The following is an 18219-nucleotide window of genomic DNA, read 5'->3' on the forward strand; positions in this document are numbered from 1 at the left end:
CACGTGCACGGCCATCTCAGACGTGGGGTGGGCAGGTGCCCGACGATCAGGCCCGGTTAGCCTTTTCCAACCCTTCCCAGAGTCCGTTCAGATAAACGGCGCCGAGCGCGCGATCAAAAAGTCCGTAGCCCGCGCGCCCCGTCTCGCCCCAGATCATCCGGCCGTGGTCGGGTCTCGCATAGCCCTCGAACCTGATTTCGAAGTAGGCCTTGACGATCTCGGCCATATCGAGCGACCCGTCGGCTGAGCGATGCGAAGTCTCGTAAAAGTCGCCCTCCGCATTGGTTCGCACGTTCCTCAAGTGGGCGAAATGGATGCGGCCGCGCGCGCCAAACTCGCGCACGAGCGCGGGAATATCGTTGCGCGGGTCGGCGCCGAGCGAACCCGAGCAGAGCGTCAGCCCGTTCGCGGGATCGTCGACGACCGACAGCAGGCGCTCGAGGTCGTCGCGATTCTTCACGATGCGAGGGAGGCCGAAGATCGAACGCGGCGGATCGTCGGGGTGCATCGCCATCCGAATGCCACAGTCTTTGGCGATAGGAACGATGGCGCGCAGGAAGTACTCGAGGTTGGCCCAGAGCTCCGATTCATCGAGCGTTTCATACTCGTGCAACAGCGCTTTCAGCTCGTCGGGACGATAGCTCGTATCCCAGCCGGGCAGCGCGATGCCTTTCGAGACGTCGAGCGCTTCGATGGCGTCGGCATCGAACGCGAGCGTCGTCGAGCCGTCGGGCAGGCGCATTTCGAGCGACGTGCGCGTCCAGTCGAAGACGGGCATGAAGTTGTAGCAGACGACCTTCACCTCGCAGGCCGCGAGGTTGCGCAGCGTCTGTCCGTAGTTCGCGATCAGCGCATCGCGCGTGGCCTTGCCGAGCTTGATGTCCTCATGCACAGGCACGCTTTCGATCACTTCGAGCTTCAGCCCGTGCGCCTCGACTTTTTCCTTCAGCGCGCGGATCTTGTCGAGCGGCCAGACATCGCCGACGGGCACGTCGTAGATCGCCGACACGATTCCGTACATGCCCGGGATTTGGCGAATATAGGCGAGCGGGACCGGATCGTTGTCGCCATACCAGCGGAAGGTCATCTTCATGATTCGTTCGGTGTCCTATCTATTGACCGGCAAATGCGTGCCGCGTGCGCGACGATGCGACAACGCGACCGGGGCCGGGGTCGGGCTTGCGTCGCCGCGTCAGCCTTACGCACCGCTTAGGTAATGACGCCGACCTGCCAGGGTACGAACTCGCTTTGGCCGTATCCATGCAATTCGCTCTTCGAGCGCGTGCCGGAAGCGCAGTCGAGCATCATGCGGAAGATCGCCTCGCCGAGCTCGTTGATGGTCGCGGTGCCGTCGATCACGCCCCCGCAGTTGATGTCCATGTCGTCTTGCTGACGCTCCCAAAGCGCCGTATTCGTCGCGAGCTTCAGCGACGGCGACGGCGCGCAGCCGTACGCGGAACCGCGGCCCGTCGTGAAGCAGATCAGATTGGCGCCCGACGCGACCTGTCCCGTCGCCGATACTGGGTCGTAGCCGGGCGAATCCATGAACACGAATCCCTTCGCGTCGATCCGTTGCGCATACTCATAGACCGCGACGAGATTCGTCGTTCCGCCTTTCGCCACGGCGCCGAGCGATTTTTCGAGGATCGTCGTGAGGCCGCCCACCTTGTTGCCGGCTGAGGGATTGTTGTCCATCGCCGCGCCGTTGCGCGCGCAATAGTCTTGCCACCAACCGATGCGTGCGAGCAGATTCTCGCCGACTTCGCGGCTCACGGCGCGACGCGTCAGCAGGTGCTCGGCGCCATAGACTTCCGGCGTCTCTGAAAGGATGGCGGTCCCGCCGTGCCGAACGAGCCGATCGACGGCCGCGCCGAGCGCCGGGTTGGCCGAAATGCCCGAATAGCCGTCGGACCCGCCGCATTGAAGCCCCACGACGAGATGTGAAGCCGGCACCGGCTCTCGCTTCACGCGATTCGCTTCGGGCAGCATTTCGCGGACCATCGCAATGCCGCGCTCGATCGTCTTGCGCGTGCCGCCGCTGTCCTGAATCGTGAACGTCCGCAAACGCATGTCGGTCTCGGTCAGCCCGCCCGATTCAAGTATGCCGCCGATCTGGTTCGTCTCGCAGCCGAGGCCGACGAACAGCACGGAAGCGAAGTTCGCGTGGACCGCGTAGCCGGCCAGCGTGCGGCGCAGGATCGCGATGCCTTCGCCTTGCATGTCGATGCCGCAGCCGAGACCATGCGTCAGCGCGACGACGCCGTCGACGTTGGGGAAATCCGCTAGCGCTTCGGGATGGACGTCGCGCCGGAAATAATCGGCGATGGCGCGCGCGACAGTCGCCGAACAGTTCACGCTCGTCAGCACGCCGATGTAATTGCGCGTGGCGACGCGGCCGTCCGCTCGTCTGATGCCCATGAAGGTGGCCGGGTCGGCGACGTAGTCCGTCGGATGCGTATCGATCCCGAACGCGTGCTCGCGCTCGAACTCGGCCATGCCGAGGTTGTGAACGTGCACGTGCTGGCCGCGCGCGATGTCCTCGCGGGCGACGCCTATGATCTGGTTGTAGCGCTTCACGGGCTCGCCTTTGGCGATCGCCCGCGTCGCGATCTTGTGCCCGGGCGGGACGAGGCCCGTGACCACGAGATCCTCGGCATCGAGACGGGTCCCCGAGACGAGTTGACGCGTGGCAATGACGACGTCGTCGTTCGGATGAAGGCGGATGACCGCATGCGCGGCCGATGTCCGGGTGGGAGCTGAAGTCGACATGTCGGGCCTTCTCAAACAGGGTGAAACGATCGATCAGATCGGCGTGCGTGCACCGGTCCGCATCTCGCTGCGCTCGCGCTCGAGCGAGAGCGGCTCGATCCGGCCAACGATTACCAGATAGCTGAACGCGCCGAGAAAGCAGAAGCCCCCCGCGACGACGAGCGGAATCGTGAACGAGCCCTTCGTCATGGCGACCATGAAGCCGGTGAACGTCGTGATAACGATGCCGGCCAGATTCGACGCGAAGTTCTGGATGCCGCCGATCGAGGCGACGTGACGCAGCGTAGGCGCGACGTCGCCGGGCAGCGACCAGATGCTCGCGGCGGCGAACGCGAGACTGCCGTACGAAATGCCGAAGAACGCCAGCATCAGATAGACATTCGATGTGAACGCGGACAACGTGATGACTGACGACATCAGCATGCCGCCCACCATGCAGGTCTTGCGCGCGGCAGTCAGCGAGAGACCGCGGCGATAGAGCGCGTCGGAGACGAGCCCGCCGATCCAGCCGCCCGGAATCGCGATCAGCGCGGGAATCATGCCGAGCGTGCCGAGCGACTTCAGCGAAAAGCCGCGCGTCTGCACGAGATAGGTCGGAAACCAGGTGATGAAGAAGTAAATGACGAAGTTCAGGCAGAAGAAGCCCAGCATCATGCCCCAGAGGGTGCGATGGCGAAAGAGCGACGACCACGTCACGTTGTTCGCTTCGTCGCCGTCGCTGGCGCCGGCCGCGCGCGGCGCATGAACGACGTCGTGCTCGCCCGTCATGTCGCCGTGCGCCGGGCTGCGATAGATGATAAGCCAGCCCACGATCCAGACGGCGCCGAGCAAACCGGTGATGACAAAGGCGGCTTTCCATCCGAGCGTGCCGATGATGAGGGCGACGACGGGGATCGACAATGCGGAGCCGACTCGCGAGCCGCTATCGAAGATGCTGGTCGCGAGCGCGCGCTCCTGAGGCTTGAACCACTGGCTCACGAGCTTGGCGCAAGAAGGATAGGCGCCGGCTTCGCCGACGCCGAGCAGCAGCCGGCAGCCGAACATCGACGCCACGCTCGACACGCCTGCCGTCGCGGCCGTGAAAAGGGACCACCAGCCGACCGCGAGCGGCAGCGCGATGCGCGCGCCGACGCGATCGACGAACCAGCCGAACGGCATCTGCATGAAGGCGTAGGTCCAGAAGAAACCGCTCAGAATGAGGCCCATTTGCGCCGGACCGATGCCGAGCGCCTTTTCGATCTGGGGGGCCGCGACCGCGAGATTGGCGCGATCGATGTAATTGACGGCGAGCGCGAGAAAGCATAGAAAAACAACGACCCAACGCATCTTTCTCATCTGATAGTCTCCTTAAGTAGGGCATCTGTCACGCGAAACCGGCGGCTCGCCGCGATGCCTCGTAAGTGAACCTGCAACTGCGTCACATAGGCATGGCTACGCGAAGCGCCGCATGCAGGCGGGGCTGCTCGATCTTCAATCCGAGCTCGCGCGCCAGATCGATGACGGGCTGGAAGCGGCGCCGCTTTTTCTCGTCGTGATTGCGCGCGATATCGGCCAGGCGGTGGTCGAGAAACGGGTTTTCGAAACGCTCGCGCACTTCGTCGAGATAGTCGCGAGCGGCGCTTGCTTTCCCGAGTGCGTCGAAGACCGGCAAAACTTCGTCGCGCCACAGCGACTCCAGGTCAGCCCGCACGGCGGGATCGCGCATGGCGTGCAACGTGTTTTCGTCGGCCGGGCGGCGATCGGTCTGCCAGCGCTCGGCGAGATAGGTGTGGCCGAGATTCAGCAGCAGCAACTTCAGCCGTTCGTAGTGCGAAAGATCGTTGGTCACGACCATGGCCTCGTGCTCGCAGGGCAACACCATGCCAGGGCGCCGCTCGATGGCCCATAGAGCATACGGCTCGGCGATCGCGCCGATCGGCCGTATCGGTTCGGAGACGATACGGTCCACGAGCGAGTTGACCCATACGCAGCGCTCTTCGATGTAGCTCAGAAACGCCGGATCAATCGCCCAGACGCGCGCAATCCCGGCGACGAGCGTGCGCAGCGTATCGCCGTTGTTGGAGACGAGCTCGCAAGGCAATACGGTCAGCGGCTCGCCGCCCGCGCGGAAGCGGGCGTGGAGCAGAACGACGAGCTTGGCGGCGAAGCCGCGCGGCGGCGGCGCGCCAGGTTCGAGCAGTGCGGGCGTGTCTTCGTCGAAGAGAACATAGCCGCTATCGCTCGTATTCGAGATCACGACGCGCGCATTGCGAACGAATCGTTCGAGCACCAGCGGCCACTCGCTGTTGGCGTCGAGCGCTTCACTGACCGCATGACAATCGACCGTTGCGTCGACGACCGCTTCGTGGCGCAAGCCGCGAATCCGCACGGGATAACGCCCATGCGCGCGCAACGCTTCAATGCGTGCGCGACTTTCCGGGTTCGTCGTGGTTTGAACGACGGTGATGCTGCCCAGCGCGCGACCCGCGTCCAGCGCCTCGGAAACGAACAGGTCGGCATGGGCCTGCAGGAATCGGCTCGTGCCGAATTGGAGAATCGGGTTGCTCATGATCGTTCAGTGATGTCTCGTTACCGGCCGGGGCGAGGTGCCACGGCCGGAGCAGCGAGTGGGGCAAGCCTCGGCGTCGTGCGACCTCAGCAGGCAACGAGCGCTTTGATGACGCCCGCGCCGGGGTCGAGCAGCTTCGGAAACTCGGAAGGCAGTTCCGCGAGCGACAGCTTGTGCGTGTTGAGCGCGTCGGTCGGGATTTTGCCGGCGCGCATCGCGGCGAGCACCGTTTCGAAGTCGGCCACCGTCGCATTGCGGCTCGCGAGCAGCGTCGTTTCGCGCTTGTGAAACTCCGGGTCCGAGAACGAGATCCGGCTGTTCACGATCGAAATTAGCACGTACCTGCCGCCGTGCGCGACGAATTCGAGGCCGCGCTCCATCGCTTTCGCGTTGCCGGTCGCGTCGAAGACGACTTCGAAGAATTCCCCGTCGGTCAACTCGGCGAGGCGCGCTTTGTCGGCGCCGGCTTCGCTCGTATCGAGCTCGACGGTGCCGTCCGCGCCGAGCGCCGTCGCGCACGCGGCAAGACGGTCGGCGCGGCCGTCGAGCACGTAGACGCGCGCTCCGCGCAGCTTGGCGAAGATCGTGGCGGCCATGCCGATCGGACCGGCGCCGACCACGAGCACGCGCTCGTTCGCTTTCACGTCGGCGCGGGCGACCGCATGCGCGCCGATTGCGAGAAACTCGATCATGGCCGCCTGATCGAGCGTGACGCCATCGGCCTTGAAGACGAATCCTTGCGGCACGGCAAGGTACTCCGTCATGCCACCGTCCGTGTGCACGCCGAGCACGCGGATGTTCGTGCAGCAATTGGTCTTGCCGGCCCGGCAGGCGACGCAGCGACCGCAGGACAAATACGGCATCACATAGACCTGGTCGCCGGCTTGCACGCGAGCGCCAGCCGGCGCCGATTCGACGATGCCGGCGAGCTCGTGTCCCATCACGCGCGGATAGGCGAGATAGGGCTGGTTGCCGGTGAAGATATGCAGATCGGTGCCGCATACGCCGATTCGCTTGACGCGGATCAGGACGTCGTCAGGGCCGGGTTGCGGGATGGGCTGGTCGGCGACGGCGAGTTTGCCGGGTTCTTCGCAGATGACGGTTTTCATCGACGGGCGGAGATTCTCTGGGAGCGTAATGCGTCGCGCGACGGACAGCGCGATGCGGGTTGAGCGTGCGCGAGCGATGAAGTCGTCGTGAACGACGTTGCCTCGCTGTTGCTTCTGGCCTTACCAGTTGCGAAAATATCGAAACTGGCCGAGCTGGTCAAGCCAGTTTTACCCCAGGGTCGCCAGTGGCGCGTCATGGGGGCAGCTTCGATCGTGCGCAGGCGTCGCATTTGCGCGACGATCGGTTCGATTTACAATCGCCCGTCGCCAGGCAGCCGGAAAGGCTTGCCGATCGCCGATCAATGGTTTGCCGACAAGCAGGAACCGTCACGTGGCCATCAAACCCGCCGAGACACGGCGTCTTTACCTACAAATTGCCGACAAGCTGCGTGCGTTGATGGAGCAGCCCGGCTTCACGCAGAACGGGCGGTTGCCGTCCGAGCGTGTGCTCGCCGAGCAGCTCGGCGTATCGCGGCCGTCGGTGCGCGAAGCGCTCGTCGCGCTCGAGCTTGAGGGCCGTGTGGAGATCCGCATGGGGTCCGGCGTCTATGCGTGCGCGACGCCGAGCGCGGTTCGCGATGCCGCGCGGCCCGAAGCGGAGCTCGGCGAGAGCCTCGTCGACATCATGGGAGCGCGCGTCGTCATCGAAGGCGCGGTTGCGGCAAGCGTCGCGCCGTTCGCTAAACCGAAGGCGCTGAAGGCGCTGCGCACGCTCTACGACAAGATGGTGCGCGAAGTCGAGGCGGGGCAGCAGCCCACGGCCTTGGACCGGGCGTTTCACGTCGCCATTGCGCAAATGACGGGCAACGACCTGCTCGAACGCGCCGTCGGCTCGCTGTTCGACGAGCGCCACAGCCCGCTCTCCGCGAAGCTGCGCGATCACTTCGAGAACGAAACGACCTGGCAGGCCGCGCTCGACGAGCACAAGGAAATTCTCGAGGCGCTCGAAGCGCACGACGCGATCCAGGCCCAGGCCGCGATGCAACGGCATCTGAAGGCCTCGCTCGATCGCGTCATGCCGCTTCGTAAGCAGAACTAAACGCCTCTCATCGCTTCGCGTGTCTACGCCCAGAAGTCGGAGACTTCGATGTCGCGCAGGTCGAACACGAGCACTTCCGCGTCATGGCCATCCGTGAGCGTGAGGCTCCGCTCGGCGCGCACGCGGACGCCGTCGCCTTCCGACAGCACGGTGCCATTCACGCTGATGCTGCCGCGCGCGACGTGAACGTAGGCGAACCGGTTCGCTTCCAGATCGAGGCGAGCTTGCTCGTCGCCGTGGAAAAGGCCGGCGTAGACACGCGCATCCTGCCGGATCTCCAGCGTGTCGTCGCCGCCTTCCGGCGAGATCACGAGACGAAGCTGGCCACGCTTGTCCGAATCGGAGAACGTCCGCTGCTGGTAGCGCGGCGTCGCGCCTTTCGCCGCGGTGGCGATCCAGATCTGCAGAAAGTGGACCGGCTCCGTGCTCGACGGGTTGAACTCGCTGTGCGCGACGCCCGTACCCGCGCTCATCAACTGGATGTCGCCGGGCCGGATCACCGAACCGGTGCCCATCGAGTCCTTGTGTTCGAGCGCGCCTTCGAGCACGTACGAAAAGATCTCGACGTCCCGGTGCGGGTGCTTGCCGAAGCCGCGGCCCGGCATGACGCGATCGTCGTTGATGACGAGCAGGTCGGAGAAGCCCATCTGCTTCGGGTCGTAGTAATTGGCGAACGAGAACGAGTGGCGAGAGCTGAGCCAGCCGTGTTCGGCGCGTCCGCGCTCGTCTGCGCGGCGGATTTCAAGCATGTCGATCTCCAGAATCGGTGTTCCCCGGCAACGAACGATACGTTGCCGTTCACCACGCTCCGAAGTTTAGGGTGCCTAACGAATTTGAAATCCGTCACCAATGCGAATCACTGTCTCGTTGCCGACGACAATCTAGCTTTCGATGAACGGCGCGAGCAGAGACCGGTCCGCTGGCCCGAGACGATCGCTGGCCGTCTGCACCTGGTGCCAATAGGGGTAGAGCAGCGCAGGCACGCTGATCTTGTCGAGCCGGGCTCTTTCTTCGGCCGTCAGCTTCAAGTCCGCGGCGCCGAGGTTGTCGCGCAACTGCGCTTCGTTGCGCCCGCCGATGATCACGGAGGCCACGGCGGGTCGACCGAGCGTCCATGCGAGCGCAACCTGTGCCGCCGATACGTTGCGTGCGCCGGCGATATCGACGAGCACGTCGACGATCGACCAAAGCCGCTCCTCGTCGCGAATCGGCGGCTCCGTCCAGCCCGCGAGCTGACGCGTCCCTTCGGGCGTGACGCCGCGCCGATGCTTGCCCGACAGCAGGCCGCCCGCGAGCGGGCTCCAGACGAGTATGCCGAGGCCTTGATCGAGCGAGATCGGCACCAACTCATACTCGGCTTCGCGCGCCTCGAGCGTGTAGTGAATCTGCTGGCTGACGAAGCGGGGCAGCCGGTCGCGCTCGCTGAACCCGAGCGCCTTCATGATGTGCCAGCCCGAGTAGTTCGAGCAGCCGACGTAACGTACCTTGCCTTGACGCACCAGGAGATCGAGCGCGCCGAGCGTTTCTTCGACGGGTGTAATGCCGTCCCACTCGTGAATCTGATAGAGATCGATGACGTCGGTCCTCAGTCGCTTGAGACTGGCTTCGCAGGCCTGAATCAGGTGGTGCCGCGACACGCCGCGATCGTTGGGACCGGCGCCCATCGGAAAGCGCGCTTTCGTCGCGATCAGTACGCCGCCTTTGCGCTTGCCGCCGAGCGCCTCACCGACGATTTCTTCCGATGCGCCGTCGGAGTAGACATCGGCCGTGTCGATGAGGTTGACGCCGGCATCGATGCATAGCTCGATCTGGCGACGCGCCTCGTCGAGGCTCACGCGGCCGACGCTCGCGAATTTGCCCTTGCCGCCCATCGTCATCGTGCCCAGCGTAATGGTCGACACCATGAGGCCCGAGCGGCCAAGTTGACGGTATTCCATGAAAACGCTCCTCCGTTGGAAGTGGACGGCGCGAAGGCTTGCGAACCGAAAGGCGTGCCAAGCGTGCGCGCCGGATCGAGGAGGGCATTATCGCGTCCGAACGAAATTGATGTCGGGTTCGCGCGCATGGCGGTGGTAGGGCGACGGGACACCCGAAAGGGTGCCCCCGCGTGCGATAATGCCAAATCGCGTCTCTTTCCGCCGCCGGCAAGAGGCATCGTCGCTTCGCGCCGCGGCGCTCATGCTTTGTGAAAAACCTTGCCGTTCCCGTCGATGAGCTCCCTTCGTTCGACGAGGTCATCGACGTTCGCACGCCGCTCGAGTTCGCCGAGGATCACGTCCCCGGTGCGATCAACGCGCCCGTGCTGTCCAACGAAGAACGCGTGATCGTCGGCACGCTCTACAAGCAATCGCCATTCGAGGCGACGAGGCTCGGCGCCGCGATGGTCGCACGCAACATCGCCCACCATCTCGACACGCTCTTCGCCGACCGCCCGCGTACCTGGCGGCCGCTCATCTACTGCTGGCGCGGCGGCAAGCGCTCGGGCTCGATGACGACCTGGTTCAATATGATCGGCTGGCAGGCTCGCCAGCTCGATGGCGGTTACCGGGCCTACCGCCGTTGGGTGCTCGATCTGCTCGAGCGCGTGCCGCCGCAGCTGACTTATGTCGCGCTGACGGGCCACACGGGCACCGGCAAGACGCGCCTCCTGCACGCGCTTGCCGCGGCGGGCGAGCAGGTGCTCGACCTCGAGGGGCTTGCGCGGCATCGAGGATCGCTGCTCGGTGCGTTGCCCGACGCCGAGCAGCCGACGCAAAAGGCTTTCGACACCGCGCTCGCCGCGGAGCTTTCCAAATTCGCCCCCGAGCGCCCCGTCTTCATCGAAGCTGAAAGCCGCCGAATCGGCCGGATCAGCCTGCCGACGACGTTGCTCGACGCGTTTCGCGCCGGCCGCCGCGTGCGCGTCGTCGCGCCGCTCGAAACGCGCGTGAAATTCCTGCTCGAGGATTATGGCCATCTGTTCGATAAGCCGCAGTACTTCAAAGATCAACTCCAACGGCTAATCGGCCTTCATAGCCGGCAAACGGTCGAGCATTGGCTCGCCTTGATCGATGCGGGCGAGCGCGAAGCGCTCTTTGCCGAGCTCGTCGAGCGGCATTATGATCCGGCCTATGCCACCAGCAGCTTGCGATCGTTCGGCGACACGGAGCACGCTTTGCGGTTCGCTTTCGATCCCTGCGCCGAAGATCGAGTCGGCGAGGCGCGGCGGCTCGCGGCGCTGATTTGCCAGAGTAAAGAAACGGCGCTCGACGGCAACCCTGACAAGTGCGCCGAGCGCCGCGGGGCCGAGCGGCATCTGACGGCCGGTACATAACCGCAACTGGATATCTGCGAGGCACTATGGAGACGCTCGGACAGAGCCGGCAAAAGGTCAGTTTTCCGGTGGCCGCCGTGATTTTCGCGCTCGTCGCGGTGGTCGGCCTTTACTACGTCAAGTGGTCGCCGTACTACCATCGGGTGTTCGTCGCCGCCGACACCCATTCGATCGGCCATTCCATCCTCTCGGGAACGGCTGCGACGCCCGAGCCGGTGTCGTGGCAAGCGGCCCTCGACTATGCCAGCGCGTACGGGCGCGCAATCTGGCAGGCGCTCGTGCTTGGCTTGCTGCTCGGTTCCGCGGTTCAAACGCTGCTGCCCGTCCACTGGGTGGCAAAGCTCCTCGGCAAGGCGGGATTGCGCAGCGTCGCGGCGGGTGGCCTGCTGTCGCTGCCCGGCATGATGTGCACCTGTTGCGCCGCTCCCGTGGTCGTCGGGCTGCGCGAGCGTCAGGCCTCGCAGGGCGCCGCCGTGGCGTTCTGGCTCGGCAATTCGGTGCTCAATCCCGCGACGCTCGTGTTCATGGGGTTCGTGCTCGGCTGGCACTGGACGGCGCTGCGCCTCGCCCTCGGCATCGTTCTCGTGTTCGGCGGCGGCTGGCTCGTCGATTTGACCGCCACCGCTTCGGAACGCACCGCGGCGCGCGTGCAGCTCGATGCGTTGGCCTACGAAGCCGCCCCGCAGGGCAACGCCATCGCGAGGTGGTTCAAGTTGCTCGCGCAGATGGCCGTGCGGCTCGTCCCTGAATACATCGTTCTCGTCCTGCTGCTCGGCGCGGCGCGCGCCTGGCTCTTTCCGCATGTCGGCCCCGAAGTCGACAATGCGATCGGCTGGATTCTCCTGTTCGCGTTCGTCGGCACGCTGTTCGTAATCCCGACCGCAGGCGAAGTGCCGATCGTTCAAGCGATGCTTTCGTTCGGTGTCGCGGCGGGGCCCGCTGCCGCCTTGCTGATGACGCTGCCGCCCATCAGCTTGCCGTCGCTTGCGATGACGGCGCGTGCGCTGGGCCGGCGCGTCGTGGTGATGATGGTGTTGATGGTGTTCCCCGTCGGCGTGGCGGGCGGGCTTGCAGCCATTGCGCTCCATTTTTGATTTCTCTGGGGGTTCTCCATGAACGCGCCAACAGCCGGTTCGTCGACGGTGCCGCGCCTCACTGAGCTATCGCACGGCGGCGGCTGCGGCTGCAAGATCTCGCCGAGCGTCCTCGCCGAATTGCTCAAGCGCGCGACGCCGATGCCGACCTTCCCCGACCTGCTCGTTGGTTCTGAGACGGCCGACGATGCGGCCGTCTACCGTCTGAACGACGAGCAGGCGATCGTCGCGACGACGGACTTCTTCATGCCGATCGTCGACGACCCGTACGACTTCGGCCGCATCGCGGCGACGAACGCGCTGTCCGACATCTACGCAATGGGAGGCAAGCCGCTCTTTGCGCTCGCGCTCGTCGGCATGCCGATCAACGTGTTGCCGCACGAGACGATCGCGCGCATCCTCGAAGGGGGCGAGTCCGTCTGCGCCGATGCGGGGATTCCGGTGGCCGGCGGCCATTCCATCGATTCCGTCGAGCCGATCTACGGGCTTGCGGCGATCGGCGTCGTCGATCCGCGGCGGATCGCCCGCAACGCCGGCGCGCGTGCCGGCGACCTACTCGTGCTCGGCAAGCCGCTCGGCGTGGGGATACTGTCCGCCGCGCTGAAGAAACAGCGGCTCGAGTCGACCGGTTACGCCGCCATGATCGCGGCGACGACGAAGCTCAACCGCCCCGGCACGGCGCTCGGTACGCTCGATGGTGTGCACGCGATGACGGACGTGACGGGATTCGGCCTGCTCGGCCATTTGCTCGAGCTTTGCCGCGGTGCCGGGCTTGGCGCGCGCATCGATTACGCAGCGCTGCCGTGGCTCGAATCCGTGCCCGAGCTCGCGCAGGCGGGATTCGTCACGGGGGCATCGGGCCGGAACTGGGCCGGCTACGGACACGAGGTGACGCTGTCGCCGGGACTGCCGCCGATCGTGCAGGCGTTGCTGACCGATCCTCAGACATCGGGCGGATTGCTCGTGGCCTGCGCGGAGCAGAGCGTCGACGACGTGCTCGAGCGCTTCCGCGCCGACGGCTTCGACAATGCGGTGGTAATCGGCACGATGACGGAAGGGACGCCGCACGTGCTGGTTGCCTGACCGAGGCTCCTGTTCTTGCGGCGTTTCGTTCGCGGTACGAGCGCGAGCCTCGTCGGTGCAGACATCGATCGGCGAATCAGTTACAATCTCGCGCTTACGCTTTCGGGACCTGCCTTCCGCGCTCACCGCACGAGCCGGAATGGTCGAGAGCGTGCCGGATATCGGAACGCGCAGCGCGCCGTTCCGGCTGCGAGGATGGCGAAATTGGTAGACGCACCAGGTTTAGGTCCTGACGCCAGCAATGGTGTGCGGGTTCGAGTCCCGCTCCTCGCACCACTGGAATTCCCTACCTGCAAAGGCCGCCTTCGGGCGGCCTTTGTCGTCTACTACTGAAGGAATTTCACGATCGCGAAGCAAATACCGATCAAGGTGCTGACACAGACGAACGGCATCCAGCGCCTTTCTCTGTCGAGTTTGATCGATTCTGAGACCAGTTTCATCGTCTCCGCGGTCAGCTTCGTAATTTCCGCTTCGAGCTTGGCGACATCCAACGACTTTTCCATCTTCTTTCTCCTTTTCGGCCGCTGGCTTCCGGCGACCCGCATTGCATGGTTACGGCAGTGGATCGTATTGCCAGCAATCGGGCGACTGCAGACTGGACTACATTTTCGGACCAAATTACGAGCGGGTGGAGTCGTCCGATCGGCCAGGGGCGTGCCGAATTGCGACGCGGATCGCATCGCGCATCGGGCGACTCGCGGCCACAGGCGGAGCCGAGTCGGTTGTGAGCGCAACCATTGATGCTCTATGCTTCCGTCCATCGGGCACGCACGTGCCTCCCAAGATCGAATCCCATGAGCGAAGAATCAGAAGCGCCGGATCGTGTCTCGCACACGGCCGTCATTGGAGCAGGTGCGATCGGTGGCCTGATGGCTGCAGCGCTTGCACGGGCCGGTCATGAAGTCAGCGTGCTCGCGCGCGGCAGGACGCTCGATGCGATCCGCGAGCATGGCGTGCGCGTCATCGATGGCAACGGCCAAACATCGTCGATCATGCTCCGCGCGAGCGACGATGCCGCGGAGCTGGGCGCCCAGGACTTCGTTGTCATCGCGCTGAAGGCGCAAACGCTCCCGGCGATCGCGGCGAGTCTGCGTCCCCTCGTCGACGAACGGACGACAATCGTCAGCGCCATGAACGGCCTGCCCTGGTGGTTTCTCGACGGGACCACGACGCCGCTCGCGGGTCAACGCATCGATGCCGTCGATCCCGAAGGCGTCGTTTCACGCGCGCTACCCGCGCCACGCGCTTTGGGTTGCGTCGTTCACTTGTCCGTGTCGACGGACGCTCCCGGCATCGTGCGGCGCGGGCTCGGAAATCGGCTCATCGTCGGCGCGGCATATGCGGCACACGCGCCGATAGCGCGAACGTTCGCCGCGGCGCTGGGGGCGGGCGGGTTCGACGTGCAAGCCGTCGACGACATTCGCACGGAGATCTGGGCCAAGCTCTGGGGCAACATGAACATGAATCCGCTCAGCGCGTTGACAGGCTCCACGGCCGATCGCCTGCTCGACGATCCGTTCACCCATGCGCTCGTGCTGCGGATGATGGAGGAGGCCGAGGCGATCGGCGCGTGCCTCGGCCTTTCGACGGGCATGAGCGCGGCTGAGCGCGTTGCGGTGACGCGCAAGCTCGGTGCATTCAAGACTTCGATGCTTCAGGACATGGAGGCGGGCCGGCCGCTCGAGATCGATCCGATACTCGGTGTGTTTCCCGAGCTGGGCCGCAAACTAGGCGTGCCCACCCCCTTCTGCGACGCCGTGCTCGGGCTGCTGCGCCAGCGCGCGGCCAATAGCGGTCTCACGATCGCCTGATTCGATCGACGATCGTCATTCGTCCATCGTCGGTCGCCGATCGTCATTCGCGAGCACGCTGGCAATGACCTTGTCGAGCGCGCGGCTCAAGGCGGCTTTCTCGGCTTCGTCGAGGCAGCCGAAGAGATCGGCGTTCCATTTGCGCGCGATCGGCATGACCTTGCGATAGAGCGCGCGTCCCTCGTCGGTCAGCGAAACCATGACGACGCGACCGTCCTCGAGGCTCGGCGTGCGGCGAACGAGTCCGCGCCTGATCAGGGCTTCCGCGGCGCGGCTCGCCTGGCTCTTGTCGAGGTTCGCATGTTTCGCCAGGTCCATGATCGAAAACGGCCCGAACGATCCGACGGACGCGATGATGCGCGCTTCAGGCAGCGAGACGTCGAGCTTCGCCTGGTATCGCTCGCTGATGCCGCGCTCGGAGAGCTTGTTCAGCACGTGCATCCGATAGGTCAGAAATTGCTCGAGCCCGGCCTTGGCGGCCTTCGTGGAAGTGGTGTTCATAAGCCGTACTTCAGCCGCGTGAGTTGCTCGGCCTCGTTCGCTAGCAGCCGCGCCGCATCGCGGATCGCGGTGTCGAGCGAAATCGGCCCGGGCGCGGGTGAAAAGCAGCCGCAAAAATGCTCGGAGAGCCGCTCGAGCGCGGAGGAATCGACGGCGCCGGAGAGCAGCGTCGCGGGCACGCCCGCGGTCCGCGCGTGGCGGCAGGCGACGAACGGCGCCTTGCCGTGCAGCGTCTGGACATCCGAGCGGCCTTCGCCCGTGATGAGCCAGTTGGCGCCGTCGAGTGCCGCGTCGAGTCCCACTTGCGCCGCGACGACTTCCGCGCCCGCCTCGAATTCGGCGCCGAGCATGCGCAGCGCGAAGCCGAGCCCGCCGGCGGCGCCCGAGCCCGGAAGGTCGCGCGCGGTGCGCCCGAGCGCCGCTTCGAGAAGCGCCGCGAAGCGGGCCAGCACACCGTCAATCAAAGCGATCTGGTCGGCGCTCGCGCCTTTTTGCGGACCGAATACGGCCGTCGCGCCGTGTTCTCCCGCGAGCGGATTGTCGACGTCGGACATCGCGACGAACGCAGCCTCGGCGAGCCGCGCGTCGAGCCCCGACGCATCGATGCGCGCCAGTCGCGAGAGGTCTGCCGGCGTGGGTTCGAGCTCGCGCCCATGATCGTCGAAGAGCTTGAGCCCGAGGCCGACGAGAAGGCCCGCGCCGCCGTCGTTCGTGCTGCTGCCGCCGAGCGCGACGAAAAAGCGCCGCATGCCCGCATCGAGGAGCAGACGAATCGCTTCACCCATGCCGCGCGTGCTGCGCGCTTCGACGGGCTCGCACATCGCGACCTCATCGGTAATCCCGACGATCTCGGCGGTCTCGACGATCGCGGCGCCGTTCGACAGCAGGCCCACCGCGGCGTCGCGTCTGGCGCCGCTCGCGCCGCGCACCTGCAACACACGCCGCTCGCCGCCGCGCGCGAGCATGGCATCGAGCGTGCCTTCACCGCCGTCGGCCATCGGGCAGAGCCGCACGACGGCGTCCGGCCTGGCGCGCGCGACGCCCTTGGCGATGGCTTCGGCGACGCCTTGCGCGCTCAGAGAGCCTTTGAACGAATCGGGGGCGATGACGATGACCGGCGAGAGGTTCGGCATGAGTGTGTCTCCGAATGGGTCTTATCTCTATAACCTATGGCGAATGCGAGTTGCCGCGCGCCGTGCGCGGCCGCTGTCCGGGCGACAGCTTAACAGGTCGGTCATCGGGGGTGGGAGCTGTTGGCGGCGGCAAAGCGACGCGCGATCAAGACGGAAGCGGCCACGTCCATGCGCGGCCAGCCGGGCGGAATAGTTTGCTAGAATAACCGATTCTTCCGATCCGAACCGTGCTCCTCGAGAGCGCCGACTCCGGTCGATATTGCCAAGAACAACGTCAAGGCAAGCGCCACGCAATGCCAACGAGGAAGCGAAAGGATGGTGATCAAGCACCGTTTTTTCGCGTCCGTTCGTGCGGCTGGCGCGACTGGGCAAAAGGTGCGCTCGCGATACCGATGGTGTCGACGAGCAGTGGACACGGGGAAGATTACTGACACGCTTGAACAATTTAGGACGATTGAAGCCATGGCTAACGTTGTTGAAAACCTCGGCAAGCTTGAACGCCGCGTGACGATTTCCCTGCCGAAGGAGGCGGTGCAAAAGGAGATCGAGTCTCGGATCCGCCAGATCGCCAAAAACGTGCGCATGCCAGGCTTCCGTCCGGGCAAGGTGCCGCTCAAGATGGTGACGCAGCAGTACGCGGGGCAGGTCGAGGCCGAGGTGCTCTCCGACAAGGTCGGCAAGCAGTTCTTCGACATCAGCCGCGCCGAGAACCTGCGCGTTGCCGGACAGCCGAGCTTCAGCCCGAAAGAGGATAGCGATACGGACAGTTACGCGTTCGACGCGACGTTCGAGGTCTATCCCGAAGTGAAGATCGGCGAGCTGTCGACGGCGGAAATCGAGCGCTCGGTCACGTCCATCTCCGAAGCCGAAGTCGATCGCACACTCGAGATCCTGCGCAAGCAGCGCGTGCACTATCATGCGCGCGGCGAAGCGGGCGAGCATGGCGACGGTGGCGCGGATGCGGCGGCGCAAAGCGGCGATCGCGTCACAATCGACTTCGTCGGCAAGATCGACGGTGAGGCGTTCCAGGGCGGCACGGCCGAGGATTTCGTATTCGTGCTCGGCGAAGGACGCATGCTGCCCGAATTCGAACAGGCCGCGACCGGCCTGAAGGCCGGCGAAACGCGCGAGTTCGATCTCAAGTTCCCGGACGACTATCACGGCAAGGAAGTCGCGGGCAAGACGGCGCAGTTTACGGTCACGATGAAGAAAGTCGAATGGCCGCATCTGCCCGAGATCGACGGCGAATTCGCGAAGTCGCTCGGCATCGCCGATGGCGACCTTACGAAGATGCGCGCCGAAATCAAGGAAAACCTCGAGCGTGAGGCGAAGCGCCGCACGCAGTCGATCGTCAAAAACCAGGTGATGGATGCGCTCCTGAAGCTCGCCGAGCTCGACGTGCCGAACGCGCTCATCGAACAGGATCAACAGCGCCTCGTCGAAATGGCGCGCCAGGATCTCGTGCAGCGCGGCGTGCCGAACGCGGCCGATGCCCCGATTCCGGCCGAAATGTTCAAGGAGCAAGCCGAGCGCCGCGTCAAGCTGGGCCTCGTGCTGGCCGAGCTCGTCAAGGCGAACAACCTCGAGGCGAAGCCCGAGCAGATCCGCGCCGAGGTCGAAGAATTCGCGAAAAGCTACGAAGACCCGAAGGAAGTGATCCGCTGGTATTATTCGAACAAGCAGCGCCTGGCCGAAATGGAAGCCTACGTCGTCGAAAGCAACGTCGTCGAGTTCGTGCTCGGCAAGGCGAAAGTGACGGATAAGGAAGTCAGCTTCGAAGCACTGGCGAGCGCCTCGGCGCAAGCGTAAGGCATCGCCG

General features: G+C 65.0%; 16 protein-coding genes and 1 tRNA gene. 7 read left to right on the forward strand and 10 right to left on the reverse strand.

The window, feature by feature from the left end; translation table 11 throughout:
- Positions 1-46: 46 nt before the first annotated feature.
- The 5 genes from uxuA to B0G57_RS11145 all read right to left on the reverse strand — a co-directional run bounded on the left by uxuA (position 47) and on the right by B0G57_RS11145 (position 6426).
- Positions 47-1093, reverse strand: coding sequence for a mannonate dehydratase (uxuA, locus tag B0G57_RS11125; RefSeq protein ID WP_018443476.1), 1047 nt, complete (start codon positions 1091-1093; stop codon positions 47-49).
- Positions 1094-1209: 116 nt separating this feature from the next.
- Positions 1210-2769 (reverse strand): UxaA family hydrolase, encoded by a 1560-nt coding sequence (locus B0G57_RS11130; protein WP_018443475.1) that lies wholly within the window; start codon positions 2767-2769, stop codon positions 1210-1212.
- 33 nt (positions 2770-2802) lie between these two features.
- A complete protein-coding gene (locus tag B0G57_RS11135) occupies positions 2803-4104 on the reverse strand; it encodes an MFS transporter (RefSeq protein WP_018443474.1) in 1302 nt (433 codons plus the stop codon).
- Positions 4105-4186: 82 nt separating this feature from the next.
- Positions 4187-5317, reverse strand: a complete 1131-nt coding sequence (locus B0G57_RS11140; protein ID WP_018443473.1) for a mannitol dehydrogenase family protein — start codon at positions 5315-5317, stop codon at positions 4187-4189.
- Positions 5318-5403: 86 nt separating this feature from the next.
- The gene (locus tag B0G57_RS11145) at positions 5404-6426 is read right to left on the reverse strand and encodes a zinc-binding alcohol dehydrogenase family protein (protein WP_018443472.1); all 1023 of its coding nucleotides are present in this window, start codon (positions 6424-6426) and stop codon (positions 5404-5406) included.
- A gap of 331 nt (positions 6427-6757) precedes the next feature.
- On the opposite strand from B0G57_RS11145, the gene B0G57_RS11150 reads away from it, so the two are divergent.
- Positions 6758-7465, forward strand: coding sequence for a FadR/GntR family transcriptional regulator (locus tag B0G57_RS11150; RefSeq protein WP_018443471.1), 708 nt, complete (start codon positions 6758-6760; stop codon positions 7463-7465).
- 23 nt (positions 7466-7488) lie between these two features.
- On the opposite strand, the gene B0G57_RS11155 is transcribed toward B0G57_RS11150, so the two are convergent.
- Together B0G57_RS11155 and B0G57_RS11160 are read right to left on the reverse strand one after the other, a co-directional pair.
- Complete coding sequence (locus B0G57_RS11155; RefSeq protein ID WP_018443470.1) at positions 7489-8214, reverse strand: pirin family protein; 726 nt, start codon at positions 8212-8214, stop codon at positions 7489-7491.
- A 132-nt stretch (positions 8215-8346) separates the two neighbouring features.
- Positions 8347-9402 carry an aldo/keto reductase gene (locus B0G57_RS11160; RefSeq protein WP_018443469.1) on the reverse strand — a complete coding sequence of 352 codons (1056 nt, stop codon included), beginning with the start codon at positions 9400-9402 and terminating at the stop codon, positions 8347-8349.
- Positions 9403-9650: 248 nt separating this feature from the next.
- Between B0G57_RS11160 and mnmH the strand changes: the two genes are divergently transcribed.
- From mnmH to B0G57_RS11180, 4 genes are all read left to right on the forward strand, one after another.
- The gene (mnmH, locus tag B0G57_RS11165) at positions 9651-10778 is read left to right on the forward strand and encodes a tRNA 2-selenouridine(34) synthase MnmH (protein ID WP_018443468.1); all 1128 of its coding nucleotides are present in this window, start codon (positions 9651-9653) and stop codon (positions 10776-10778) included.
- 26 nt (positions 10779-10804) lie between these two features.
- Positions 10805-11872: a permease gene (locus B0G57_RS11170; RefSeq protein WP_018443467.1), complete on the forward strand. Its 1068-nt coding sequence runs from the start codon at positions 10805-10807 to the stop codon at positions 11870-11872.
- A gap of 18 nt (positions 11873-11890) precedes the next feature.
- Entirely contained in the window at positions 11891-12955 is a 1065-nt protein-coding gene (selD, locus tag B0G57_RS11175; RefSeq protein WP_018443466.1) for a selenide, water dikinase SelD, read from the forward strand.
- A gap of 189 nt (positions 12956-13144) precedes the next feature.
- A tRNA-Leu gene (locus B0G57_RS11180) sits at positions 13145-13231 on the forward strand.
- A 50-nt stretch (positions 13232-13281) separates the two neighbouring features.
- On the opposite strand, the gene B0G57_RS11185 is transcribed toward B0G57_RS11180, so the two are convergent.
- Entirely contained in the window at positions 13282-13458 is a 177-nt protein-coding gene (locus B0G57_RS11185) for a hypothetical protein (protein WP_020566521.1), read from the reverse strand.
- 291 nt (positions 13459-13749) lie between these two features.
- On the opposite strand from B0G57_RS11185, the gene B0G57_RS11190 reads away from it, so the two are divergent.
- Complete coding sequence (locus B0G57_RS11190) at positions 13750-14766, forward strand: 2-dehydropantoate 2-reductase (RefSeq protein ID WP_018443464.1); 1017 nt, start codon at positions 13750-13752, stop codon at positions 14764-14766.
- A 15-nt stretch (positions 14767-14781) separates the two neighbouring features.
- Here the strand turns inward: B0G57_RS11190 and B0G57_RS11195 are convergent, their stop codons facing one another.
- Both B0G57_RS11195 and B0G57_RS11200 read right to left on the reverse strand, forming a co-directional pair.
- Positions 14782-15267 carry a MarR family winged helix-turn-helix transcriptional regulator gene (locus tag B0G57_RS11195; RefSeq protein WP_018443463.1) on the reverse strand — a complete coding sequence of 162 codons (486 nt, stop codon included), beginning with the start codon at positions 15265-15267 and terminating at the stop codon, positions 14782-14784.
- Positions 15264-16400: a glycerate kinase gene (locus tag B0G57_RS11200; RefSeq protein WP_018443462.1), complete on the reverse strand. Its 1137-nt coding sequence runs from the start codon at positions 16398-16400 to the stop codon at positions 15264-15266. The genes B0G57_RS11195 and B0G57_RS11200 overlap by 4 nt, the downstream gene beginning before the upstream one ends.
- Before the next feature lie 462 nt (positions 16401-16862).
- Here B0G57_RS11200 and tig point away from each other — a divergent pair, with 462 nt between their 5' ends.
- Complete coding sequence (gene tig / locus B0G57_RS11205; RefSeq protein WP_018443461.1) at positions 16863-18209, forward strand: trigger factor; 1347 nt, start codon at positions 16863-16865, stop codon at positions 18207-18209.
- Positions 18210-18219: the final 10 nt, after the last annotated feature.

It is taken from the genome of Trinickia symbiotica (assembly GCF_002934455.1).
GTDB lineage: Bacteria > Pseudomonadota > Gammaproteobacteria > Burkholderiales > Burkholderiaceae > Trinickia > Trinickia symbiotica.

Coding starts and splice junctions, on each gene's coding strand:
- B0G57_RS11130 (WP_018443475.1), bottom strand. CDS start 2,769: ATGTCGACTTCAGCTCCCACCCGGACATCGGCCGCGCATGCGGTCATC.
- tig (WP_018443461.1), top strand. CDS start 16,863: ATGGCTAACGTTGTTGAAAACCTCGGCAAGCTTGAACGCCGCGTGACG.
- B0G57_RS11145 (WP_018443472.1), bottom strand. CDS start 6,426: ATGAAAACCGTCATCTGCGAAGAACCCGGCAAACTCGCCGTCGCCGAC.
- B0G57_RS11160 (WP_018443469.1), bottom strand. CDS start 9,402: ATGGAATACCGTCAACTTGGCCGCTCGGGCCTCATGGTGTCGACCATT.
- B0G57_RS11190 (WP_018443464.1), top strand. CDS start 13,750: ATGAGCGAAGAATCAGAAGCGCCGGATCGTGTCTCGCACACGGCCGTC.
- uxuA (WP_018443476.1), bottom strand. CDS start 1,093: ATGAAGATGACCTTCCGCTGGTATGGCGACAACGATCCGGTCCCGCTC.
- B0G57_RS11170 (WP_018443467.1), top strand. CDS start 10,805: ATGGAGACGCTCGGACAGAGCCGGCAAAAGGTCAGTTTTCCGGTGGCC.
- B0G57_RS11135 (WP_018443474.1), bottom strand. CDS start 4,104: ATGAGAAAGATGCGTTGGGTCGTTGTTTTTCTATGCTTTCTCGCGCTC.
- B0G57_RS11200 (WP_018443462.1), bottom strand. CDS start 16,400: ATGCCGAACCTCTCGCCGGTCATCGTCATCGCCCCCGATTCGTTCAAA.
- B0G57_RS11185 (WP_020566521.1), bottom strand. CDS start 13,458: ATGGAAAAGTCGTTGGATGTCGCCAAGCTCGAAGCGGAAATTACGAAG.
- B0G57_RS11195 (WP_018443463.1), bottom strand. CDS start 15,267: ATGAACACCACTTCCACGAAGGCCGCCAAGGCCGGGCTCGAGCAATTT.
- B0G57_RS11155 (WP_018443470.1), bottom strand. CDS start 8,214: ATGCTTGAAATCCGCCGCGCAGACGAGCGCGGACGCGCCGAACACGGC.
- B0G57_RS11140 (WP_018443473.1), bottom strand. CDS start 5,317: ATGAGCAACCCGATTCTCCAATTCGGCACGAGCCGATTCCTGCAGGCC.
- selD (WP_018443466.1), top strand. CDS start 11,891: ATGAACGCGCCAACAGCCGGTTCGTCGACGGTGCCGCGCCTCACTGAG.